The organism is Stieleria maiorica (genome assembly GCF_008035925.1).
Taxonomy (GTDB): domain Bacteria; phylum Planctomycetota; class Planctomycetia; order Pirellulales; family Pirellulaceae; genus Stieleria; species Stieleria maiorica.
The window spans coordinates 6,047,641-6,072,068 of record NZ_CP036264.1; the positions used below are offsets into that span (position 1 = coordinate 6,047,641).

The following is a 24,428-nucleotide window of genomic DNA, read 5'->3' on the forward strand; positions in this document are numbered from 1 at the left end:
GTTGGGAGTTGGGAGTTGGGAGTTGGGAGTTGGGAGTTGGGAGTTGGGAGTTGGGAGTTGGGAGTTGGGAGTTGGGAGTTGGGAGTTGGGAGTTGGGAGTTGGGAGTTGGGAGTTGGGAGTTGGGAGTTGGGAGTTGGGAGTTGGGAGTTGGGAGTTGGGAGGCTATGGACCCGTCCACAGGTTCAAAAGGTAACACGAGCTGGACAGCGCTGAGTCAGACAAAAGAGATCGTGATTCGCCGACCCGACGTTGTTACCTTTACCGGGAGTAGGCACCGGCGTTGACCACGCTCTGGCGAGCGTCGCTACGTCAAGCTGACGTGATGGACCTAAACTCCATCGATCACCGAATTGCTGTCGCCGAACTGGCCGGTCTCCACGCCCATCTTCTGTGCCATCAACAGCAACAGGTTGCTCATGTGTGCGTCCGGGTTTGCGGGGCGACTGCAGAGTGAGTAGTGATCACCGGGCTGGTCGAGCCGGTATCCATCGAAGTGACCCTGGTTGAAGTCGAGATGGCTGCCGTGATTGAGCCCCAGGTCTGAACCGCCGGCGAGCACCAGCGGCAGGTTGGCATTGCCGTGGCTGTGGCCGTAGCACATGCCGCTGCCGAACAGCGCCATCGTGGATCCCAGCAGCGGCCGGCCGTTGACGTCTTTGGTCTCTTCAAGCCGCGAGAGAAAATAGCTGAACTGCTCAATCGCGAACGTGTCGTAGTTGGTGAGTTTCTCGATGTAGCCGGCATCCCCGCCGTGATGACTGAGTTGATGGCGTGACTCGGTGATGCCGATTTCCGGAATGGCGATCGCCTGGCCTTCACCTCCCAAGCTGAACGTGGCGACGCGTGTCACATCGGTCTGAAACGCCAGCACCATCAGGTCATAGACGGTTCGGAAGTAGTCGCCTGCCTGGGTTTGGGGGATGTCGCGGTTGGTGCGTTTGCGATCGGCCGGGGAGATCGCCGGCAGCGGCGTATCCAGCCACGCATCGGCCCGCCGCGTGCGGATTTCTGCTTCACGGACCGAAGTCAGGTATTGATCCAGACGTCCTTTGTCGGCCGCTCCCATTTTCTGCTTCAACCGCCGCACCTCCGCGAGGTTGTCGTCCAGGACACTCGCTTTTCGGCGCAACGCCCTTCGCTGGGCAGCGATGCCGCCTTTGGGTTCTTCGAACAAGGACGCAAAGATTTCACTGCAACGACGCATCGGCGGCAGCGGAACACCATCGGCCGTCCAGGCGAGCGACTCCTGCGTGATCGCGATCTCCATCGACGGGTAACGCGTGTGCGCCGCGGTGACTTCGGCCATCTTCTGATCCACCGAGATCGTGTTGCGGTCCGACGGGCCGAGGTTTCCGCCGGTCAGCCAGATCTTGATGCAGTTGTGGTGGTGGCCGAGGCTTCCCGGGTGGTGCAGACCGCTGATCGGCGTGATGACCTGGCGATGTTTTTCCAACGGTTTGAGCGACCGAGAGAACTGGTAGTCCCTGCCCGGCGTCGTGATCTGGTAGTTCAACGAATGAACCCCGTTGGCGAGATAAATGAAAGCACTGCGCCGGGGCGCCGACGACGACTGCTCAGCCGCCCGCAATGGCGTCATGCATTCGAGCATGGGCAGCGCAATGCAAGTCCCCAGTGCGCGAAGCGCATGGCGACGGTCGATCAGCCAGGATTGCGAGAGGTAGTTCATGGTTTTGGGGGCGGTTCTTAGTTCTTAGTTCTTAGTTCTTAGTTCTTAGTTCTTGGTTCTTGGTTCTTGGTTCTTGGTTCTCAAGAGATAGCGGATGAATCCGCCGACTTTCGCGTGTGTCTTAGCCGCCTGTTTATAGATGGCGTCGAACTCACCTTGGGAAATGTAGGACTGGTCCAATGCAACGTAGAGCTGACTTTGGACCTCCGAGCATGAACGCTGTGAGTAACGCAGGAATTTGACAAATTCAGCATTGCTTCCCCCGTCGAACCCTTCCGCGATGTTGTGCATCACCGATCCTGACGCTCGCGTGATCTGATCCCTGAGTCCAAAGTCCCTCGCAAACGCTCCGCGGCTCGCCACCGCGTAAACCTGATTCGTCAACTCCCGCGCCAACTGCCATCCTTCAATCTCTTCGAAGCGTCGTATCGACATTGTTGGTTGTTGGTTGTTGGTTGTTGGTTGTTGGTTGTTGGTTGTTGGTTGTTGGTTGTTGGTTGTTGGTTGTTGGTTGTTGGTTGTTGGTTGTTGGTTGTTGGTGCGTGGTGTCAATTCCACGAGTTGCGGCAAGGTGTAAACAAAGAACAAAGAACAAAGAACAAAGAACAAAGAACAAAGAACAAAGAACAAAGAACAAAGAACAAAGAACAAAGAACAAAAACTACCGCTTCCTCATCAGCTGTGACAACGCCACGGCGCGGACGATGTCCTTGACGCGGTAGCCCCTCCTTTTCGCCTCTTCTTCAATCAACTTCAGGTCGTCTTGGTCGTCGACGGTCAGGACTCGGCGGAGCGCGTAGGTGCAGAGGTGTTCGATGAAGGCCCGTGCGACCTTGTCGCGGTCCTCGATCAGCAGTCGTTTGAATTCGACGGCGTCGGAGAACGGACGGCCGTCGGGCATCACGCCGGAGGCATCGACCAGCGGGTCTTCACCCATCCCCGTTGGCACTCTTTCGCGGGTCCGCCACTGGCCAATGGCGTCATAGTGGTCAAACGCCAGTCCCAGCGGATCGAGATTACGGTGGCAAGCGGCACAACTGGGATTCTTGGCGTGGGCGTCAATTCGTTGGCGGATGGTCACCTTGGTGCCCTCGGGCGGTACGGGCTCGATCGGATCGACGTTGGCCGGAGGCGGTGGCGGAGTCCTGTTGAGAATCACTTCGCTGAGCCAGACGCCGCGATGCACCGGGCGGTGGCGTGTTCCGTCGGAAGTCAACCCGAGCACGGCGCCCATCGTGAGCAGTCCGCCACGATGGTCGTCCGGATTAAGCGAGACGCGCTGGAAGCCACTCGTCGATGGTTCCGGCAGACCATAAAAATCGCACAGCCGAACGTTGCCCATGGTCCAGTCGGAATCCAGCAATTCATCCAGCGGCAGATTCTTCGTGAACACCTCTCGGAAGTATTCGACCGGTTCGGCCCGCATGCTTGCCTCCAACCAATCGTCGTAGTCGGGATACAGCGTTTTGTCGGGTGGGAACATGCCGACGCGGTGCAACTGCAGCCACTGGCGGGAGAAGTCGTCGATGAAGCGATCGACCCGGCGGTCGGTCAACATTCGGTCCACTTCACTTTCCAGCCCCTCGCCGTCCAGGTTGCCGGCCTTGGTCGCAGCAAATAGCGGATCATCGGGCATCGAACTGAACAGGAAATATGAGAGCCGTGATGCGAGTTCCCAGTCGGTCAGATATTCGCGAGCGGCCGGATCGCCTTCGACCAGGTAAATCAAATTTCTGGACGTCAGCACGCCGTGCATCGCGACCCGAAACGCTTCGGCCGGCGATTCCCCCGCCTCCCGTTGCTCATGGTAGGACTGCAGATAGTTTTCCAGTTCGTCCTTCATCACCGGCCGTCGCCAGGCGCGCTCGGCGAAACGCCCGAGATGCTCGGCGACCATCTCGGGCGTTGCGTCGTCGGGAGGGATCACACCATTGCGTCGCGACTGTTCTGCCTCCGATACCAGCGGTCCTTCCCACTGGATCCAATCCAGGATGACTGTGGAGAAGATCCCGTTTCCTTGGTCATCGAACATCTGCGGGGCGTTGGGATTTAGCAACAGCGTTTCGCTGCTGTGGGTGAAGATATGACCGCCCCTGCTGGCGAGTGCATTACGGAAGGCGGCGCCGGCCCTCCTGTCGACCACATCGGTGGCGACCACACAGAAATGAAGGTTGACCGGCATTTCGAGAAAGACTTCAAACTCATAAACCTGGGGATGGTCCTCCGGCGCTGTGACGTCAAATTCCACAATCGCGTCGACCGTCTCCTCACTGGTCTGTTTCCCGATGCTCAGGTGGGCCGGTTGGCCGCCGGGCGGACGGATCCCGCTGGCCTGCAGGCGAACCTTGTACAGCCCACTGTGTTCGGCGCCGGTTTTTCCAAACCAGTGCGGCGATAGCGCGCTTTGGACTCGACCGGGGAATAGCAGGTAGCGAAGCGGTCGTTGGATACCGAACCTGTCCAATGCCTCCTGTTGATTTTTCCCGCCGCCGTAACGCAACTCCGCGGCCGTCTTACGAACGTGACGCGGCTCAGGCTGCGCGGCGGGAAACGCTCGGGACAGCACGATGTCGGCGGCGCGATAATAGCGATCGATATGCGACGGCGAGAGTGACAGTTGCGACCCGATGCGTTCGAATCCATGCCACAGCGTGTCCTCGTTCAGCTGTCCCGGTTCAGTCGGATCGTAGCGCACGCCCAAGAGGTCATAGACCGTATTCTGATATTCCTTGCGACTGAGTCGATAGTGTGCCACTGCCGGCCGCGCTGCCATCCGAGACGCACGTCCGTCCTGGAGCCGGGCATCAAGATTCGCCACGAAAGTCGCAATCTCGTCTTGAGTCGGTTGCGGTTCTTCCTTCGGCGGCATCTCGCCGCTGTTGACCTTCTCCAGTGCCTCCGCCCACTGGTGCGTGTCCACGCCTGCGTTGAATTCTCGCGAAAGCCGGTCGATCCGAAGGTCGCCTTCCTGCGTTTCAGGGCCATGACAGCGGACGCAATGCCTCTGTAGAAACACTTCAAAGGGTTCCGCTCGGCAGACAGCACTGGCACAGCAAAGACCAATGAGGAGGAGCAGTCGAGAAGGCAATGATTCTTGGAGGTAGGGCATTGTCGTGCCGGATGTCATGCTGCAAGCGAACGGTTCTGTTGAACCCGCTTGCTTGCCAGACATCCTAATAGGCTGCGCATCGCCGAGCAAGCGAATGGCCAATTCGTGTCGATTCGCCGGTTTGCCTGTCAGGCTCTGCTAGATCCCCCCTGTCAAAACTGGCTGCCAGCCTGTTGCGTGGGCGACACGATGACGAACGACTGTGACCGTTGTCTTTGAACCGTGTAACGCTTCTTTGTGGACAATCCGGTATGGGCTTTGCTCGTGATCCCACCACAAAAATGATTTCCGCCCAACGATTCAAGATCGATCTCGAATCGCGTGTTCTTCCCAACTGATTGTTTTGCTAATTATCTCAATCTCACATCAGAGTCTGATCCATGCGTTTCACAATCTGTTTCCCCCTTTTCATCCTTCTGACGGCCGTCCTGGTCGCTCAAGAATCATCCGAAACGAACGACATCACCGACCGGGTCGAGTCAGCCATCGTTTCGCGGACGAATGATTTTCGCAAGGAAAATGAATTGCCACGTGTTTCCAGCAATGAAAAGTTGACATCGGCGGCAAAGAAGTTTGCCGAATTCATGGCGGAAACCGAGAAATACGGCCACCGGGCGGACGGGCGGACCCCGGCCCAGCGGGCGAAGGCTTCCGGATACCAATACTGCGTGGTGCGCGAGAACATCGCTTACCGAACGAATACCGGCGGCGTCACGGCGGACAGCTTGACTGAGGTGTTCGTGCAGGGCTGGATCGATTCGCCGCCGCACCGTGAAAACTTGCTGGCCGACTATGTGACGCAAACCGGCGTCGGCGTGGCATCAAGTGATGGGGTGACGTATTACGCTGTGCAACTGTTTGGACGCCCGAAATCAGCCGCATTCAAGGTGGAAATATCCAATCGATCGGATCAACCCCAGACGATCATCGCGGAATCCAACAACAGTCAGGACGAATTCGAACTGCCACCCAGAGGAGTTGTTCGTATGAAGCGGTGCTTTCCAGCAACCATCACGACCAAGTCCGGGGAGCAGACGATCCTGGTAAAGGATGCAGCCAATCTTGTCATCGACGACGAAGGCTTGGAAACTGCACAGTGATGGATGCTCGAGTCCCGCCGAAAGACGTCGATCGTGCGACTGCAACTTTCTGGATTCAATCGGCGTTCCCGGACAAATAATCGTAGCGATAATCGAGTAAGCGGGTCGGTTGCGATTCTGATGCACGGAATTGAATTTTCGCAGACGTGCATTTTCTAGGGCTGAACCGTACCAGCGGGACGCTCCCTGTCACGCCGCGTTGCGTCGGCGATCCCGTCCAGGCAATTCCGGGAAAGCCAACCGTGCTCGACTGCGATTTCGGCGGCTTGGCTGCTGTCACTGACCAAGTACATCGGCACGCCGACTTCGGCGGCTTGGCGGACGTATCGATCGACCTTTTCATTGTGGTCACTGACAACGTCGGGGTCGATGTCACGAATAAAGATCCCCGCGATGCGATCCGGAAACTCGCTTGCGGCCGCTGCATACAGTCGAGCGTCTTCTTGTCCGGAATCACCGAAAAGCAGGAATGGCAGATGATCGAATGTGTTGATCAATCGCCGCGCCTTGTCGAGTTTGTGATCATGGCCGGATTTCAGAAAAATGTTTTCGTCAAACCCGAGATCTCGCAGCAGCAATGGCCCACGCGGGATCGCGTTCAGTTCCAAGAAATCTTCCAGCAGATCGTAGAGATTCCAGGGAGAACTGGACACATAGAAGATCGGATTGGCGGGGCATTCAACACCGCCGCTCTGCAATCGCTCGTAGAGTTCCGCAACGCCGTACAATGGCGCCCGGGTGCGGGCATTGCCGAAGAAGGTCAGTTTGGCCATGGTGGCGATGTCCGTCGCCCCGGTGTGTAAGATCGTGTCGTCAACATCACTGATGATTCCAAACGCGGCATCATTGGGCACCGCCATCACACCACAGGTGGCGCGACTCGGTTGCTGCGCTGCGTCTGCGGGATTGAGAATTCGGAAACTGGCGACGTCCCAAAAGACGTCGTCTCCGTCCTGAGGTCTCGGTAATGTCAGGTGGAAATACCCTTCGTCATCGCTGACTGCGGTCCCGCGTCGACCGTTGAAACTCGCCTCGATTTCTGCGCCGGGGACTTCGTTGGTCGCAAATCGCTGGACGGTGTGACCTAAATTCTCCCACCACTGATCGCGATGATAATCCGAATCGATGGGAGGATTCGTCAGGATACGACCGTGCAAATGCGCCGTATCAGTTGAAGCATAGCCCATATAAGGCTGGATTTGGGCGATACCCGCCCGACCGAATCGTTTTCGCAGCCGACGAATGCCGGCATCGGCCAAGTCATCGGCCGCCGACGCCGCACGCGCCAACCAAGACTTCAGTTCACGCTGCCATGCCGATCCTGGGGTGGTTGCCATGGTAAAGTGATCCTTTTTTCTCTCACCTCGACCTGCATCGCTCATTCGAATTCGCCGCCACAAGATCAGCGATCAATCCGCTGATCTAGCGGCGTGCGCCTTCGACTTGGACAGGTAACATTAGCGATTCTTGTATGCGTCTCGAAGATCCCGAACCTTGTCGTGCCCGGCCTTAACCTCGGCATATTGCCTAGTCAAGACATCGTTGATGGCACTGCCGGCAGTCTCCTTCAACACATCCTCATAAGCTTCCTTGATGTGATCTTCGCCTCGCTCGGCTTCAATCAGGATCACATGGGGATCGCCGCCATTGAGCTTGCCACGGATGTTGATCCAGATGCGGTGCGTTTTGGCCGCGACACTGCCATCGTCCTCCGCTTCCTTGCCGTTGAATTCGACGAACTCTTGCAATTGCGTCGCCATGGCGGATCGCTGATCGCCAAGCTTTTTAAACAGCGCCGTTAGCTCGGCGTCGTTCAACTCTTCTGCCGATTCGTGAAACCCATTGTACGAGTCGATGTTCGCGCGAATCAGCTTTTGAATCTTGTCGATCGTCGTTTGATTCAGGTCAGTTTTCGTTTCCAAACTCATAATCTTGCTTTCTCCATTTGGTGACGTGCGGCGAGCGAGCAACAATGCTCGCAGTAGACTGGAAAGGTTGCAAAAGCCATGCCAGTCATATCTCAAACTCGCACAAGTCGTTGGCCGCACGACTCGACGATAGCGATCATTCGGCGATCAGCATGCCTGCGGTGCGGCAATGGAAGCTGCGGGTACCGTTTCTGCAATCACGATTTGGACGGCAAGGATCAGGTCACCGATTTGCCGTTGCCGGTCAGCACCGGTTCCATGCTGCAGAGCGTTCTGCACGAACCTATCAACGCACTCTCGTTCTCCTGATCGTTGCAGCGCACCGTTCAATCCATCGAACACCCGATCCGCCATGTTGGCGACTGCAATCTTGTCCCCGGCTGCCGGATCGATCAGTTGATCGGACACTCCGAAGCGGGCAGAATGCCAAAGTGCATAGGAAAGGATGTTAGGATGGATGTTCTTAAAGGGAGCGTCACGCCTTTCCTCGTCGATCGCTGTCATCACCATGGCTCGCACCAAGCCAACGTATCCGACCGTTTCCTCGACCCGCGTCATCACATCCGCTCCTCTAAACTCGATCGTCGGCACCTTCGCTGGCAGGCGAATATCCCAGTAGATAAAGCTTTCGTCTTTGATCGCTCCAACGAGTTGCTGATATCGATCCATCATCACTCGATAGCGATTCTTTTGGGGTCGACTACAGCACAACCGAAGCGTTCACACTTGCATCGGTTTCGGCTCGCTCGCCCTGCAAGTACGCCTTCCCTGCCTTGATCAGGTACTTTATCCCTGCCACACCACTGTTGTCCCAGTACTCCCCGCGTTGTGGATCAACCTTCAACAGAACAATCGAGGGGTCGGATTGACCACCAGGAAACCAAACCTTCCAAATCTCATTCCAGACCTCTTCGATCTTTGCACGATCATCGACAACGCGGCATGTGCCGGAAATCGTGACAAATTTCCGAGAGCTTTGCATCGTCACTGCGACGTCTTGATCATTCATCAAGTCGGTGATCTTTCCTGAGTTGCGATCGGTAACAAACCACAACCGGCCATCGTCGGTCGCCTGGGCAACCGCCATCGGGCGCGCGTCGAGTGCCCCGCTTGGGGTTTTCGTTACTAGCATCGCGTTGTCGAAGCCATGGATCAGGTCGAGCAGCTTTTTTTCGGTGTTCATATGGTGTCCTTGTTTGATAGGCGACGAATTGCCATCGGTTCGGCCGTCACGAAGTCGCAAACACCGGGCCAAACCCAAAGCCGTCTTCGAATTGGCTTGCGAATTGCTTGAGGAGGCTTTCCGGCAATTGAATCCGGCAACGCTAAACCTTTGACCGATGCAACAACCCAAAAAAGACACTGCACCGCTGAATGAAACGACCTGCACGCAGTGTGGCAAACCAGTCGACGACCGCGCGCCAGCTTGCCCCTACTGCGGCGAAAAAGTCTATGTTGAGCACCCTGGCGATATCACTCCGACAAGGCACGAGCCTGTTGAGGCGAATCATGGGCCCCAAGAACCGAAGTCGCCGCGTGGTCGAAGGTAAACCAGGCCGGCTGGAAACCGACCGGCAAGCAGGTCCAATTTTCGTCACAGTCTTTGCTGGGCCTTTGTCTGAGCGCAAAACCCAAGGCAATTGCGCGGCAAACAAAGATTGCCCCACTGTTGCACCGGATTGTCCAAAGGGGAAAGGATCTAAACTGATCGACCAAAAGAATTGGCGACACGATTCTGATTCGTGTCGCCATCGATCGCCTGCCTGGTCGGCTGGCCGCTCTCATCCGTGATCAACGACTCATCGTGACTTTGCCGTTCCCGGCTCCAAACCGCTTGGCGGTTCGGCGGCATCGCGATCGGGAATCTCGTCATCTTGATTCAATTCCGTTTGTGGAATACGGCTGACACCGACGACGGGGTAGGAAATACCATGATTGGTTTGAATTGGCGTTTGCATCGCTATACCTCAATTTGAAGTGATTGTTGGCTTGAAGACAAAGGTGGATCAACGCAATCCCTGTGCCAGACTTCTCGACCTCGGCAGCGTCTGGACTACGTCGCACAATGCAGCGTGAACATCGGCGAATTCGAGCAAACGGGCTGATCAATGTTCGCCCAGCTCGGTTCGCCCAGCTTGCTCGTTCAGAGAGCACTCCCATCGGGTCAGTGCCGCGACCATCAATCTCGTGCCGTTGGCGCAGAAATTGCGGTGCCCCCGAAGTTAGGTCAACCACTACACTCAAATGGACAGAGCGAAAAACATGGGTCAGAAGTTCCAAGTCAAACAGTACGTTCAATGGAATTACGGAAACGGAACGGCGACGGGAAAAATTCAAGAGGCATTCAAAGAGAAAGTCACACGTAGGCTTCAAGGGAACGAAGTGACTCGCAATGCAACCGAGGACGATCCAGCCTACCTCATTGAGCAAGAAGATGGCGACCAAGTGCTCAAGAGCGAAAGCGAGTTGAGCAACGCGTAGATTATCTAATCGCGAATTCTCACTGAGGGTATCTCACTCGATCAGGTTGGCTTCATCCGCGACCGTTTCATCATTAGCGGTCGCTCGCATGACTTCGGCCTGTTCGCTCGTCAGTTCGCCTTCTCCGACGCTGACTTCCGGTTCATTCTCAACCGACATGAGACGTGGTGGGCCGCTGGATGCGGCGCCCACTGCTTCGCGTTCCGCCTGGTTGGTTCGCGTGCGGTCCAGTTGCACGGGGACACCTTGTGGAAACACCAATTCGCGGGCTTCGTCCGGCATGGTGATCTTTGCTTCAGTGAGATGCTGCTTCGCCTGCCGGATCACGCTGCTGGTGACCTTGAAAACGGAATGCTGTTGTTGGTCCATCCAATAATAGGCGCGTAGGTTGACCGTCGCCGAACCCAGTGATTCGACGACCACCACGGGGGCCGGGTCCTCTACCACGGCGATGTGTTCGCGGAGCACTCCCATCAAGATCGCCTGTGCTTCGACCACCGAATCATCGAACCCGATTCCGACCGAAAAGTCTTTGCGGACGAGTGGTGTCGCGGTGTAATTGATGATCTTGCCTTTGTAGACCGTGCTGTTGGGAAGCTGCACTTGGTTCCCTTCCATCGTATTGAGTACGGTTCCCCGCGTGGTGACTTTACGGACATAGCCGAGGGTGCCTTCCACTTCGATCAGGTCACCGACGCGGAACGGGTGGTTGAGTGAAAGCAGGATGCTGGCAAGGTAATTCTCGGCGATATCTCGAAACGCGAACCCGAGCGCGAGTCCAACTAATCCTGTTCCTCCAAGCAGCGTGACGGCAAGACGCGTGAGTCCCGAGACTCGCAGCGCTAAATAGAGCCCGATTAAGAACACCAGCACTCCCACGGCGTTCCCGCCAACCTGACGCAACAATCCGCTCTCGATGCGTCTACGGCTGACGTAGCGTGTCGCTCGTGCGGCCAACCGAGCGGCGAAGTAGGCAACGATTCCGATGAAGATGGCCACGATGATCAGCGGCAACACGCTGGTTGCTTCACGGCTGAGTTGTTTGACGGACTCGATCGCGGGCGAAAAGTTCCACAGCGGACGCTCCGCGACTTTCACTCGATTCACGACCGCCACCACATCAGATGTGTTGATCGCGGTGGACTCGATCCACTGTTGATGCTTCAGCGTGTCTGCGGTGCCGCTTAGAAACACGACGCCCTGGTCCACTTTGACCGCGGGCGAATCGAACCAATTCGTCGCCGCCATGATTTCGGACAGTCGCTCGGCAATTTGTTGGTCACTGGTGACCGGATCAACCTGCACCTCTTTAGCAACTTCGACATTTTGCGTGGATGTGTCGCCGGTCACCTCCGCCGCCACTTCTTCCGCCGTCGGCACGGGGTTTTGTGCGACCACCCCGGTGGAGTAGAACGTGAACAAGATTGCCGCGGCTAAACGGCCGGTCAGGGGCTGTGATCGTGCACAAACACGATTGGCGAGGTAAAACATTCCGATCGATTGGGCTAGCGGAACCTGTCAGTGTGCTCCCGGAGGAATCACCCCAACGCAAATTGTGTTCCAACCGCCGGATGTTGTTGCGGATGCGACTGCGGGGCCATACCAATCCCCCGAAGTATACTTTCGTCAAGAACTCAGTCCTGATCGGTGAACACATCTTCGGCAGGCGATTGATTTATCGGTAACACCATGATGACCAAGCAACGATCGACATGGCTGGCATTTGTGCTCATGCTGCTGGTGGCCACCTTTGGGCTGGCTGACGATCGGCCCAATGTGATTTTGATCGTGACCGATGACCAGGGCTACGGCGACATGTCGTGTCACGGAAACCCGTTCTTACAGACGCCCAACCTGGATCGTCTGGCCGGGCAGAGCGTGCGGTTGGAGAACTATCACGTCGATCCGGTCTGCACGCCGACCCGCGCCGCGCTGATGACCGGGCGATACTCGACACGCGTCGGGGCCTGGGACGTCGTGCAGGGGCGGCAACTTCTGGACCCCGATGAAGTGACCATGGCGGGCGTGTTCTCCGCGGCGGGTTATCGCACCGCGATGTTCGGCAAGTGGCACCTCGGCGACACCTGGCCGTACGCCCCGCGGTATCGCGGGTTTCAGGAAGTCGTCCGGCATCTGGCCGGCGGCATCGACGAGATCGGCAACCCGATCGGCAACGACTACTTCGACGACACCTACTACCGAAACGGAACGCGGGGAACGATCGAGGGCTATTGCACCGACGTGTTTTTTGACCAGTGCGAACGGTTCATCGGCCAGTCGTCCGAATCGCCGTTCTTCGTCTACCTGCCGCTCAACGCGATGCACAGCCCACACACGGTGGCCAAACGGTACTACGAACCCTTCTTGGCGGAGGGACACAACGAGAAACGAGCAAAGTTTTTCGGGCAAATCATCAACTTCGACAAAAATTTGGGAAGGCTGTTGGAACTGCTCGACGCCCGCAAACTTGCCGAGAACACGATTCTGATTTTCATGAGCGACAACGGGACCGCCGAAGGAGTCGATCGCGAGGGTGGCAGCGGATACAACGCGGCAATGCGCGGCAAAAAGGGTTCGGTCTACGAAGGTGGGCATCGTGTCGCCTGCTTTGTTCGTTGGCCTGCCGAGTTGCAGGCCGGTCGGCGAATCCACCAACTGACCTGCTGCCGCGACTGGTTGCCGACGTTGATCGATTGGTGTGGTCTTTCCAAGTCGAAGGACGTCACGTTTGACGGCCGAAGCCTGCAGCCGTTGATCCGTGGCGGCGCTGATTCCTGGCCCGAACGAACCCTGTTTATTCAACGACAACCCGACCGCCCCCGGTTGGTCAGCGTGAACCAAGGTCGGTCACGCTACGCAGTGCTGACCCAGCGGTGGCGTTTGGTCGGCGATGAGCTTTATGACATCATCAATGATCCCAGTCAGACGACCGACGTGGCGGCGAAGCACCCCGAAGTGGTGCGCGAACTAAGGTCGCAGTACGAGCGGCATTTCGCCGACGTGTTTGCCGATGGCGGAGCCTACACGCGGTTTCAGATCGGCGCGGCCGAAGAGAACCCGACGCTGCTGACCGTACGCGATTGGCATCCGACCAACGGGAACGTGATTTGGAAACAAGACCAGCTGGGCGACGACGCACTGACGATCAACGGTTTTTGGGCGATCCATGTCGTGACGGCCGGCCGCTACACCATTCGACTGTCCAGGTTTCCCGACGATGCACCGGCGCCGATGGGAGCCGATCGGGCGGTGCTGAAGATCGGAGACAAACAGTGGTCGAAGCGACTCGGCGGAGACGAAACCTCTGTCACGTTCAACGTCGAATTGCCTCAGGGGCCGGCAATCCTCTCGACATTCCTAACCGATCAACAGGGCGAGGTTCGCGGGGCCTACTTTGTTCATGCGGAACGACTAGGCGTCTCGGGTGACGACGACGACACACTCGCCGTGACCCATCCAAGGTGATCTTTGCGAACGGAAAGGACGACGTGTGGTACACCGGTCGAAAAACGCCCGTGAAGCCGTTGGGTCTGTCGCGCGCCGAAGAGGTGGCCGAGACGATCCCTTCATCCGTTTGGGGATCTATTTAAAGTTGCCTTTGACGTTAGGTTTATAGCCGGACTCCTTGGCTTCCTCAGGGATCGCCTCTGAAAAAAAGACGTCGCGCTTTTTGTGATAGTCGATGTAACCCATCAAGCGGCAAGGCACGTTTTCTTCGTCCCAACGCTCGAATGTTTCACGGAGCTGGCGTGCACGTTCTGGCTTGTCGGTGATCAAGTCGTTCGATTCCGAAACATCGTCGGGCAGGAAAAACAGCTGCGCTGACTTGCTGTCGTTTTCTTGAACGTGTTTGGTTCCGTCGGCGGCGAGCACCGACCACCTTGGCCCGCTGCGCCAGTACAAATTGTCATGTGGGGCGCCGGTTTTCTCGCCGGTGACAAACGGAATCAGGTCGACGCCTTCCATCGCGTGTTTGTCTCCGGGAGTTGCTCCTGCCGCGGCGATCGCGGTGCGTGAGATGTCGATCGAGATGACGGGCGAGTCAAACGTCGTTCCGGCGGGAATCTTGGTCGGCCAGGAGGCGATGAAGGGGACGTGAACGCCGCCTTCATAGAGATCGCCTTTGCCGCCACGAAACGGTTCGTTCGATGATCCGTTCCATTTACCCGGCTTCTGCTTGGTTGCCTGCGGACCGCCGTTGTCGCTGAGGAAGAAGATCAGGGTGTTGTCGCGAAGGCCATTTTCCTCCACCGCCGAGATCACTTCACCGATTCCGCGATCCATCACATCCACCATCGCTGCGTAGACGCGCCGCTTCTGATCTTCGATGTGTTTGTAACGCTCGATGTCCTCGTCGGGTGCCTGCAACGGGCCGTGCGGCGCGTTGTAGGCGAGGTACAGAAAGAACGGCTTGTCCTTGTTGCTCGCGACAAAACCGGCTGCATCGCGGCTGAGTCCGGTGGTCAGGTAACCGTCGAAGGTTGCGGGTTTGTCGTTGCGGGTCAGGCTTTGCAGGTAAGCTTCCTTGACAGGCTGAGTTAAGTCGATCCGAAAGTAGTCGTGACCTCCACCGAGAAAGCCATAGAAGTAATCGAATCCCCGGTTGTTGGGGTGAAACGGTGCGGCTGCACCGAGGTGCCATTTGCCGACACAACCGGTGACGTAGCCGGCTTTTTGCAACCGCTTTGGAAACAGCGTGACATCGGGATCGATGCCCATGATCGGGTTGGCCGGGTCGTAGGCCGGGTTGGTTTCGAAACCGAATCGATGCTGATAGCGGCCCGACATCAGCGCGGCACGCGTCGGTCCGCAGAACGGATGGTTGGCGTAGCCTTGGCGAAAGACCACGCCGGATGCGGCCAGCTTGTCCAGGTTGGGCGTTTGGATGTCCTTCGCGCCCGTGAAGCCGGCGTCGGCATAGCCCATGTCATCCGCCATGATGACGATGATGTTGGGCCGGTCGTCGGCGAGGGCGTGGACGGATCCCAGCAGGAGGACGAAGGAGAGGAGTGCGAAGGGCTTCATGTCATTGCTTCAAAGGGGGGAAGGTTTGAATGCACGGTGCAGGAAAATGCGTTGGGCTTTTCGCGACACGCAAAGCTTCTCGTTCATCGGCTTGTTATTGTGACGGCAACTCGGACGCGTCAGCCTTGCCGACAAACTCGACGAACCCAAAGTATTCGGGATGGTGGAAACGCGGGAAATTGCGATCGCCTTGCGACCATTGGCTCTTAATCGCCATTTCATCTTCAAGCCGGCTTAGGTTCAGCCGCCATCGGTCGCCGATCACCGGGCGGCCGTTGGGCAGGACTTTTTTGAAGAGCTTGAACGGAATGGCGGCTTCGAGTGTCCAGCCCCTGTCCGAATCGTTCGAATCATTCAGCGTTCCATCGATCGTGACCGCGATCTGTATCCCGTCAGGATTCCAGTTGTCCTGCATCTCGCCTCCCGGGCGGTACTGGTCGAGTTGCTCACCGAGCGCGTTCATTTCGATATTGAAATAATTCTCGGGGTGCTCCAACTCGGGCGATGCGAAGATTTCAACGCAGTCATCGCGATAAACCTTGCTGTCGCGACCTCGCCGGGTCGCGCGGACGTCTTGGTCCACGCAGGCGTACGAGACGTAAAGGAACTGGTCGTCCCATAACAATTTGGCATCGGTTTGTTGTTTCGGCGGATCGCCGTCTTTCCACCAGGTGAACACGAAATCGCCAAGCGATGGAGCGGTGGCCCAATCTGTTTCGTCGCGTTTCCCATCGATCCTCATCTTCGCTGACGTTCGATGGACCATCGCCTGTTTGTGTTGCAGCGGCCCGATCTTGCGCTGTGACGAAAGGTAGGCCAGCAAGTCGGCGGCGTTTTGAGGTGTCATGCCGGAAAGCAGCTGATCGGGCATCGCCGACTTGGAGGCAAAACGCAGGAGTTCGATGTCGTCGGCCGCTATCTTGTGTACCTTGCCCGACGCATCGGCGATCTGGATCGACTCCCTTGTCTCCTCCAAAACAATTCCAGACACCGCCTCTCCGTCCACCGTCAGGATTTGTTTCGCGCGATACTTCGGATCGATTTTTTCAGACGGCCGGACGATGCTGCCGAGCAACTCGGCGGGCGTCTGCTGTGTCCCAATACCGCTCAGGTCGGGGCCGATGTTTTGTCCGACCGCACCGATTCGGTGGCAATTGCGACAGTTGACATCGGTGGCTGTTTCAAACAGCTTCATTCCGGATTCGACCGATCCCTCGATGGCCAACAGTGCTTCTTCATCGACACTGGGACCAAGACGCTTGGTGCGTTGATCTTCTGGCAAATAGTGTTCAAACAGGTCGCGAATCGGAGCGTGCGGGTGTCTTGCTCCCATCCCGACGATTTTTTCCTTTCGTTCATCATCCAGAGAATCGCTGCCGCAGGCCATCGAGAGAATCATCGCACCTTCGACGGTGGAAAGCATCGACTGAATCGTCGACTCCGAAACGTTGTTCAGATCCAATGACTTAACGCCCGGCGGGAGCGATTTGATTTCGTTGGATGGAGCTTCCATCGATGCGATCCAGTCATGAATCAATCGGATGCCATCTCGATCAATCACGTTGGACCCGAATTGTGGCATGTGTCCCCGTCCAGACTTGAGCAATCGGTACATGAGCACGCTACGGGACGGATCGCCTGGTGCAATCACTCGTGCGTCCTCGATGCCGAATGAGCCTTGAGACGGAAACGCGTCAAGGTACTTGCTGTCTTCGAGCGGAACGGTGATGTCGAATGTAAAAATCGAAGTCCCGCCTCCCAAATTGCGATGACACGTCGAACAATTCATCGCCAGATAGGATCGCGCTCGATCCTCCAGGGACGCCGCTGCATCACTTGGAGAGACGACGGGTTCGGGTCGCGGAACGGGTTCGGAGAACAGGCCGAGGGAAGCCAGTTGATCGAGCTGGTTTTCGTCTCCGAGATTCAAGTCCAACTGCGGCGGCCAGAATCCTTGCACCGTGCCGGCTGACCAGATGTGACACAACAGACATTCGCTGCGGCTCGCATGCCGCCAGAGTTGCGTCCGCTGTCCACCGTCTGCGGTCAGGTCTTTGATGATCAGCTTGCGTTCGGTCGCTTTGTCGTCCTGTAGGATCGCATCGGTTTGCTGATCATTCCAGATGTAGTTGTACGCTCGCCATTCGTCTCCGTTCTTATGCAACAGCTGTGTTTCCAGATGCTGTTCGGACTGCGGATTCTGGGCGTCGGCGTAATAGCTGACCGTTTTCACGGCGACGGTGTCCGAAGGGAAATTGAACCTCCCCGCCGATTCGCCGGTCATCCAGTTGAACCGTTTGAAAAGTTGCAGTTGGCTCGAATCCGGAAGTGCGATCCATTGTCGCGAGTGCGTTCCGTCGGCCCAGCGATGAGCATTGATCTTGTACTGGGCCACTCCTTGGGCGGGTTGTTGCAACGGAGTGTCGGCGAAAATCCCCGTTTCGCTGAGCTTGGTTGGAAACGGTTCGTCGGAGGGCAAGACCGTGTTGGGCTGGAGCTGCAAAATCGTTCCGTCATACCCGACGATGAACACTTCTCCTGATGGGTCCAGCATGAAACAGATGACGCGATGCGGTGTGTCCACCAGTTCCTGTTGCCACGTCACCTTGTCGTCCTTGAACCGAAGCCCCCAGACTTTTCCTGTCATCCAGTCACCGTAGATGTAGGCTCCCTTCAATTCCGGAATGCGATCGCTTTGCCAGAAATAGCCACCGGTGATGGAACGTGAATCCAGGTGCGTGTGCTCGAACAGCGGTGGTGTGATGGGGACCTCGGGTTGTTCGTCGGGTTTCACCGGCTGGCTTCCTTCCATGATGCTCCAGCCGTGGTTGCGACCGCGACGAACGCGATGAATCATTTCACGCATTTCCCAGCCCACGTCTGCGACAAGCAGCTCCTCGGAATTTGGCGCAAAGGCCATCTTCCAAGGGTTGCGAAACCCGTAGGCCCAGATTTCTCCGCGGGCACCTTCCTGATGAACAAACGGATTGTCGGTGGGGACTCGGTAGGGCTTGTCGGCCGTCGGATCGTCGACGTCAATCCGCAGGATCGATGCTCGCAGGTCGCTGAGGTCCTGACCCGTTCCATCACCATCTGGCGGGTAAGGCGGTTGGCCATCGCCGACGGAGACGTAGAGCATTCCGTCGGGGCCGAATTGCATGCTCGACCCCACATGACCATGGCTTTTCCATCGCGCCAGTTCCGTCAGGCTCTCCAAGTCGAAGGTCGGGACACTCGGGTCCAAGACCTTCACCCGTGCCAAACAATGCCCGTCGGGTAGCTGTCGCTTGGTGGTGAACGTCAAGAAGCACCAGGGCTGATTCTCGAGATCGAAATGGAACTTCGTTGCGTATCCGGTCTGCACCGGCTCGTCAGATAACTCGCTCAGATTCAACAGCGGCTGCGCGACTGCGGTCTGGATGTCGTTGGTGAACGTAACGATCTTGTTGCCGGCATGGTTCGCCACCCACTTTTGTGCGGTCGGTAACCAGGTGATGTCCGTCGGGCGATCCAATTCAACGCGAGTGAAAACCGGATTCGTCGTGTAAGGCAACGGTGGGTCAGGGCTGCCCTTGACGCGCGAGTCTGTCCAAGGGTGAACCCTTGAACTTGCGGTCTCGGTCGCCGTGGTCGCGACGATGCCGGGTCGCTCGGCAGCCCGACATGGAGTGACCGCTGCGAGAACACCAATGCTCAGAAAAACGAAGAATCTACACATGATCGATTGGGCCTCCGGCAAGTCCCGCATGATCGAAAGGTTGCGGAATCGAATGGGATTGCCATGGTTTTGGGGACGCTAGGCCTTTTAGTTGTAGCCGATCCGCTGCCGGGCTGGACGAATCCCCGTTGCGCGTCGGCGTTCTTCAATGCGAATCATTGCGCCGACGGTTGATCGACGGATCGATCCCCCACGGCACGGGGCGATGGTTCCAGCAGCGATTGGGGCCGCCCTTCAGGATATACCCGGGTAAAATCCTGGACGTTCGTCGAGCGTTCTCCATAGCCAAATCCGAACTTTCCATGGCTTTTGTTAACCCGCGCAGCTGACAGAGGGTATTCACGCGCCGCCGGGGCGGCCGGGGGAACAATTGGGACAATGGTTCTACACTCTGCCAGTGTAGAATCGCTGTCTCAGCTGTTCCCGCTGGCAGCGCAGCTGACAGAGGATATTCACGCGCCGCCGGAGGCGGCGTGGGGGAACAATTGGGACAATGGTTCTACACTCTGCCAGTGTAGAACCGCTGTCTCAGCTGTTCCTGCTGGCAGCGCAGCTGACAGAGGATATTCACGCGCCGCCGGGGCGGCCGGGGGAACAATTGGGACAATGGTTCTACACTCTGCCAGTGTAGAATCGCTGTCTCAGCTGTTCCCGCTGGCAGCGCAGCTGACAGAGGACAGGCACGCACCGCCGGGGGGAGACCCACCGGGACAAAGGGTCTACAATCGTGCGATGGGCACGAACGATAAACCGATCTTTCGCAGCTTTGATCCGCTTGCGGAAGTTTTCATCACCGAGCGAAACCTGCCGCATTGGTTCCAGGTCGGTGCCGCGATGTTCATCACGTTCCGAACTGCGGATTCGTTGCCCAAGGAAGTCGTGCTGCGATGGCAACGAGAGCTGGAACAGTGGTTGGATGCAAATCAGCTTCCGATTGAATTGGCAGAGTCAACGGTTGTTCAAAAATCAGCGCGACACGACGAGCTTCTCGGATCGCTGAATACAACCCAACGCCGCGAGTTGAAGAAGCTTTCCGACCGCCTCTTCCATCATTCGCTCGACGAGTGTCACGGTGAGTGCTTATTGAAACGCTGTGAATTGGCGGAGCTCGTTGCCAATTCACTCCTGTTCTACGACAACGTCAAATACGACCTGGATCGATTTGTCGTGATGCCGAATCATGTGCATGCCATCGTGCAGTTTCGCGAAGGAGAGAGCTTGGACGTTGTTAGTCAAAGCTGGCTGCGGTACACGGCACGACAAATCAATGTTTCGTGCCAACGCAGCAGTGCTTTTTGGCAACCGGAACCGTTCGACCACATCATCCGCAGCCCCGAACAATTCGAGTATTTGCGGCAATACGTTTTCGACAATCCGAAGAAAGCGAACTTGAGCAAAGGCGAGTTTCTGTACTTCGAGCGCGCAGTGTAGAACCGCTGTCTCAGCTGTTCCTGCTGGCAGCGCAGCTGACAGAGGAGGTTCACGCGCCGCCGGGGGCGGCGTGGGGGAACAATTGGGACAATGGTTCTACACTCTGCCAGTGTAGAACCGCTGTCTCAGCTGTTCTCTCGTGGCAGCGCAGCTGACAGAGGGTATTCACGCGCCGCCGGAGGCGGCGTGGGGGAACAATTGGGGACAATGGTTCTACACTCTGCCAGTGTAGAACCGGTGTCTCAGCTGTTCTCGCTGGCAGCGTAGCTGACAGAGGGTATTCACGCGCCGCCGGAGGCGGCCGGGGGAACAATTGGGACAATGGTTCTACACTCTGCCAGTGTAGAACCGCTGTTTCAGCTGTTCTCGCTGGCAGCGCAGCTGACAGAGGGTGTTCACGCGCCGCCGGAGGCGGCCGGGGGAACAATTGGGACAATGGTTCTACACTCTGCCAGTGTAGAACCGCTGTTTCAGCTGTTCTCGCTGGCAGCGCAGCTGACAGAGGGTGTTCACGCGCCGCCGGAGGCGGCCGGGGGAACAATTGGGACAATGGTTCTACACTCTGCCAGTGTAGAACCGCTGTTTCAGCTGTTCTCGCTGGCAGCGCAGCTGACAGAGGGTGTTCACGCGCCGCCGGGGCGGCGTGGGGGAACAATTGGGACAATGGTTCTACAGTCTGCCAGTGTAGAACCGCTGTCTCAGCTGTTCTCGCTGGCAGCGCAGCTGACAGAGGGTATTCACGCGCCGCGGGAGGCGGCGTGGGGGAACAATTGGGGACAATGGTTCTACACTCTGCCAGTGTAGAACCGCTGTCTCAGCTGTTCCTGCTGGCAGCGCAGCTGACAGAGGGTGTTCACGCGCCGCCGGGGGCGGCGTGGGGGAACAATTGGGACAATGGTTCTACACTCGACAAGTTTCGAACCGATCACTCGCTGCGGTGAAGCAAGACGACCTTGCCTCGGTCCACTCCCGATTCCGCGCGTTGATGAGCTTGGGCGACCTGGGTCATTGGGAAACGGCTGTCAATTGTGACCTGGAGTTTGCCGGCCTGGTAGAGTCCGATCAATTCTCGCAAGTCGTCAGCCTTCGGTTTGGCCAACATCACCGTTCCCGATTTCGAAAGCGGCCAAGTCAACACGGTCGTCAACATCCCTTTGACATCTGGCTCGGTCGAGACGTAGCGTCCGTCGGCGGCCAACACATCGCGTGCTTGCAAGTAACTCGACTTTCCAGCGGCGTCAAAGACCACATCCCAGCTTTCTTGGGACTGTGTGAAGTCAACGGTTGCGTAGTCGAAGAAGCGTTCCGCTCCCAGCGACAAGCAGAATTCGCGGTTGTCTTCGCTGGCGACCGCATCGACGTGACATTCCAACGCCTTTGCGATCTGAACGGCGAACATGCCGACGCCCCCACTCGCTCCGTTGATCAACACGCGATCACCACGGCTTAGTTTGCCATGGTCGCGAAGTGATTGGAGCGCCGTTGTTCCAGCCAGTGGAATCGCGGCGGCTTCATCGATCGGCATTTCGTCGGGCAGTTTTGCAACACAATCAACCGCACACACGGCGTATTCGGCGCAAGCGCCGCCTCGAACCGAATCCAAAAACGCCATGACCCGATCCCCGACCACAAATGGCGCGTCAGGTGAGCATTCGGCGATGGTGCCGGCGACGTCGTACCCGGGAATGCGAGGGAATCCGCCGGGTAGAAACCCTCTCATTTCACCGCTCCGCAAACGATAGTCGATCGGATTGACACTGCTGGCCCAAACTTCGATCAAGACCTGTCCGGGAAGGCGACGAGGGATCGGCCGCGGAGTCTGGTGCAAGACCTCGGTGGCGCCATAGTCATCGTACACCATGGCTTGCATGACAGACGCCGGCGCCATGTCAATCGTTCTCGGTTCGGTTTGTTGTGTCATGACTGGGGTCCTGGTTGAGAGTGGTGTTTGTTCATTCCGTGTGGCGTCACGGTCGTTATTGCGTCGTGCAGCGACAACGCTCGACGGCGTCGACAATGCTTGCCGCCGAGATTCCTTCGAATTCGAGCAGGTCGTCGGGCGACCCGCTGATCGGTCGCTTGCGAACGGCCAAGCAATTGACCGGCGTTGCATGGTCGGAAAGACTCGTCAAAACCGCTTCACCAATGCCGCCTTCGGGGAAATGGTCTTCGACGGTGAAAAGAAGCGGCGTCTCGTCGGCGGCCCGCCGGATCGTGGCATGGTCCAGGGGCTTGATGCTGTACAAGTCGATCACACGCGCGCGGACTCCGCGATCAGCCAGGGTGGCGTGAGCTGCCAAACACTCGTGCAGCGTGATTCCCGCTGCGATCAACGTGACGTGATCATCGTCGCTGCTCCGCAGCACCTTGCTACCACCGATGCCGAAGGATTCATCGTTGTCATAGATCACAGGGGTTTTGCCACGTGTCGTTCGCAGGTAAGCGATCCCTTCGTATTCAGCCATGGCATTGACGAGGGCTTCTGTCGAAACGGCGTCGCAAGGGTACAGCACGACGCCGTTTTGAATCGTTCGAAACATGGCTATGTCTTCCAGCCCCATTTGTGAGGGACCGTCTCGGCCGATCGACACGCCGCAGTGTGAACCGACGAATTTGACGGCGGCATCCGAATAGGGGCACATTCGGATTTGATCAAACGCACGCGTCAGGAAGGCGGCGAACGTAGAAACGAAGGGCATCTTGCCGCGCAACGCCATTCCCGTGGCCACCCCGACCATGTTCTGTTCGGCAACAAACATTTCGAAAAAACGTGCGGGCAACTCGTCACGGAAGCGTTTGGTACGCGTCGAATTACAGACCTCGCCGTCCAATGCGACCATCTGCGGAAACTTCGCCGCCAATCGCAACAACGCATTCCCATAGGCGTCTCGTGTGGCAACGGTGTCGCCGATTTCGTAATCGATGCGTTCGGCTTGCCGGGATGCGGGCGGATCCGGCTGATACAAGATCGGCGGCGGGATCGTCCCGCGGATCTGCTCATTCGCCGCTCCGAAACCCGCCAGGATCTCATCGACGTCGTCTTCATCGACGGGCTTGCCGTGATGACCGCCTTCGTTCTCCAAGGACGGAATCCCTTTACCCTTGATCGTGTGTGCGATGAACATCGTCGGCCGATCGGATCCCCCATGGTCGGCATTCAACTCGTCAAAAGCGTGCAAGATTTGGTCGTTGTCGTGGCCGTCGTCGATCAAGACGCATCGCCAGCCGAATGCCTCGATCCGCTTGCGGTAGGAATCCAGGTCGTGTCCATACATCGTCGCACCGCGCTGGCCCAATCGATTGACATCCAGGATGCCCACCAGGTTGTCCAGCTTGTAATGCGAGGCGATCTGGATCGCTTCCCACTGCGCCCCCTCGGCCATCTCGCTGTCGCCCAGGAGTACAAAGGTGCGGCTGGGGGATTTGTCCAGGTAGCGCGCAACCATCGCCATGCCGAGCCCGATCGACAAGCCTTGGCCGAGTGATCCCGTAGCGGCCTCGGTGAGCGAAAACCGCGCAGTCGGGTGTCCTTCCAGCCGACTGCCGAACTCGCGATAGCTCAATAAGTCGTCGGGTTCAATTTTTCCTGCAGCTGCCCACAACGCATAATAAAGAGGTGACGCGTGCCCCTTGGAAAAGATTAATCGATCGTTGGCAGGATGATCGGGCTGGTCAAGGTTGAACCTGAAATGCCCGCCGAAAAGCAAATCCACCATCAACTCAACTGCCGATAACGACGAAGTCGGATGCCCCGACCCCGCTTCGAACGTGCAGCGGACGATCCACCGACGGACTTGTCGAGAAATTTGCTCCAGGTGTGAAGTGTCGCATTGCATTGCCGTTGGCATCAAAAACTCCCCGTGATCAGCTGCGATTCGTCGTGTGGTAAAGATGCCAGACCGTGCTGCAAATCACGCGCCCGGAGTCGCAAAAAGCCGAGCGACATCA

The 24,428-nt window shown here is 57.4% G+C and carries 18 protein-coding genes; 5 read left to right on the forward strand and 13 right to left on the reverse strand.

What is annotated here, in order from left to right; genetic code table 11:
- Positions 1-329: 329 nt before the first annotated feature.
- The 3 genes from Mal15_RS20605 to Mal15_RS20615 form a co-directional block, all read right to left on the reverse strand.
- On the reverse strand, positions 330-1,688 hold the full coding sequence (locus tag Mal15_RS20605) for a DUF1552 domain-containing protein (protein WP_147869488.1): 1,359 nt from the start codon (positions 1,686-1,688) through the stop codon (positions 330-332).
- A 45-nt stretch (positions 1,689-1,733) separates the two neighbouring features.
- The gene (locus Mal15_RS20610) at positions 1,734-2,258 is read right to left on the reverse strand and encodes a four helix bundle protein (RefSeq protein WP_147869489.1); all 525 of its coding nucleotides are present in this window, start codon (positions 2,256-2,258) and stop codon (positions 1,734-1,736) included.
- 91 nt (positions 2,259-2,349) lie between these two features.
- Complete coding sequence (locus Mal15_RS20615; protein ID WP_199773698.1) at positions 2,350-4,704, reverse strand: DUF1592 domain-containing protein; 2,355 nt, start codon at positions 4,702-4,704, stop codon at positions 2,350-2,352.
- Positions 4,705-5,177: 473 nt separating this feature from the next.
- Between Mal15_RS20615 and Mal15_RS20620 the strand changes: the two genes are divergently transcribed.
- Positions 5,178-5,897 carry a CAP domain-containing protein gene (locus Mal15_RS20620; RefSeq protein ID WP_147869491.1) on the forward strand — a complete coding sequence of 240 codons (720 nt, stop codon included), beginning with the start codon at positions 5,178-5,180 and terminating at the stop codon, positions 5,895-5,897.
- Between the two features lie 155 nt (positions 5,898-6,052).
- Here Mal15_RS20620 and Mal15_RS20625 read toward each other — a convergent pair whose 3' ends face one another.
- The 4 genes from Mal15_RS20625 to Mal15_RS20640 all read right to left on the reverse strand — a co-directional run bounded on the left by Mal15_RS20625 (position 6,053) and on the right by Mal15_RS20640 (position 9,008).
- The gene (locus Mal15_RS20625; protein ID WP_147869492.1) at positions 6,053-7,234 is read right to left on the reverse strand and encodes an App1 family protein; all 1,182 of its coding nucleotides are present in this window, start codon (positions 7,232-7,234) and stop codon (positions 6,053-6,055) included.
- Between the two features lie 120 nt (positions 7,235-7,354).
- Positions 7,355-7,825, reverse strand: a complete 471-nt coding sequence (locus tag Mal15_RS20630; protein ID WP_147869493.1) for a PA2169 family four-helix-bundle protein — start codon at positions 7,823-7,825, stop codon at positions 7,355-7,357.
- A 147-nt stretch (positions 7,826-7,972) separates the two neighbouring features.
- Positions 7,973-8,494: a glutamate--cysteine ligase family protein gene (locus Mal15_RS20635; protein WP_147869494.1), complete on the reverse strand. Its 522-nt coding sequence runs from the start codon at positions 8,492-8,494 to the stop codon at positions 7,973-7,975.
- A 31-nt stretch (positions 8,495-8,525) separates the two neighbouring features.
- Positions 8,526-9,008, reverse strand: a complete 483-nt coding sequence (locus tag Mal15_RS20640) for a pyridoxamine 5'-phosphate oxidase family protein (RefSeq protein ID WP_147869495.1) — start codon at positions 9,006-9,008, stop codon at positions 8,526-8,528.
- Between the two features lie 157 nt (positions 9,009-9,165).
- Here Mal15_RS20640 and Mal15_RS20645 point away from each other — a divergent pair, with 157 nt between their 5' ends.
- Complete coding sequence (locus Mal15_RS20645) at positions 9,166-9,375, forward strand: zinc ribbon domain-containing protein (RefSeq protein ID WP_147869496.1); 210 nt, start codon at positions 9,166-9,168, stop codon at positions 9,373-9,375.
- A 249-nt stretch (positions 9,376-9,624) separates the two neighbouring features.
- Here Mal15_RS20645 and Mal15_RS34165 read toward each other — a convergent pair whose 3' ends face one another.
- Positions 9,625-9,783 carry a hypothetical protein gene (locus Mal15_RS34165; protein ID WP_167546943.1) on the reverse strand — a complete coding sequence of 53 codons (159 nt, stop codon included), beginning with the start codon at positions 9,781-9,783 and terminating at the stop codon, positions 9,625-9,627.
- Positions 9,784-10,087: 304 nt separating this feature from the next.
- Here Mal15_RS34165 and Mal15_RS20650 point away from each other — a divergent pair, with 304 nt between their 5' ends.
- The gene (locus tag Mal15_RS20650) at positions 10,088-10,306 is read left to right on the forward strand and encodes a hypervirulence associated TUDOR domain-containing protein (protein WP_147869497.1); all 219 of its coding nucleotides are present in this window, start codon (positions 10,088-10,090) and stop codon (positions 10,304-10,306) included.
- A gap of 33 nt (positions 10,307-10,339) precedes the next feature.
- Here Mal15_RS20650 and Mal15_RS20655 read toward each other — a convergent pair whose 3' ends face one another.
- Positions 10,340-11,797: a mechanosensitive ion channel domain-containing protein gene (locus Mal15_RS20655; protein WP_147869498.1), complete on the reverse strand. Its 1,458-nt coding sequence runs from the start codon at positions 11,795-11,797 to the stop codon at positions 10,340-10,342.
- A gap of 240 nt (positions 11,798-12,037) precedes the next feature.
- Between Mal15_RS20655 and Mal15_RS20660 the strand changes: the two genes are divergently transcribed.
- The gene (locus Mal15_RS20660) at positions 12,038-13,771 is read left to right on the forward strand and encodes an arylsulfatase (protein ID WP_233903563.1); all 1,734 of its coding nucleotides are present in this window, start codon (positions 12,038-12,040) and stop codon (positions 13,769-13,771) included.
- A 117-nt stretch (positions 13,772-13,888) separates the two neighbouring features.
- Here the strand turns inward: Mal15_RS20660 and Mal15_RS20665 are convergent, their stop codons facing one another.
- Both Mal15_RS20665 and Mal15_RS20670 read right to left on the reverse strand, forming a co-directional pair.
- Positions 13,889-15,331 carry a sulfatase-like hydrolase/transferase gene (locus Mal15_RS20665; protein WP_147869499.1) on the reverse strand — a complete coding sequence of 481 codons (1,443 nt, stop codon included), beginning with the start codon at positions 15,329-15,331 and terminating at the stop codon, positions 13,889-13,891.
- A gap of 94 nt (positions 15,332-15,425) precedes the next feature.
- Entirely contained in the window at positions 15,426-18,884 is a 3,459-nt protein-coding gene (locus tag Mal15_RS20670; protein ID WP_233902923.1) for a carbohydrate-binding family 9-like protein, read from the reverse strand.
- A gap of 897 nt (positions 18,885-19,781) precedes the next feature.
- Between Mal15_RS20670 and Mal15_RS20675 the strand changes: the two genes are divergently transcribed.
- Positions 19,782-20,480, forward strand: a complete 699-nt coding sequence (locus Mal15_RS20675; protein WP_147869501.1) for a transposase — start codon at positions 19,782-19,784, stop codon at positions 20,478-20,480.
- A gap of 925 nt (positions 20,481-21,405) precedes the next feature.
- Here the strand turns inward: Mal15_RS20675 and Mal15_RS20680 are convergent.
- Both Mal15_RS20680 and Mal15_RS20685 read right to left on the reverse strand, forming a co-directional pair.
- On the reverse strand, positions 21,406-22,350 hold the full coding sequence (locus tag Mal15_RS20680; protein WP_147872282.1) for an NAD(P)-dependent alcohol dehydrogenase: 945 nt from the start codon (positions 22,348-22,350) through the stop codon (positions 21,406-21,408).
- 106 nt (positions 22,351-22,456) lie between these two features.
- Entirely contained in the window at positions 22,457-24,328 is a 1,872-nt protein-coding gene (locus Mal15_RS20685) for a transketolase (protein ID WP_199773699.1), read from the reverse strand.
- Positions 24,329-24,428: the final 100 nt, after the last annotated feature.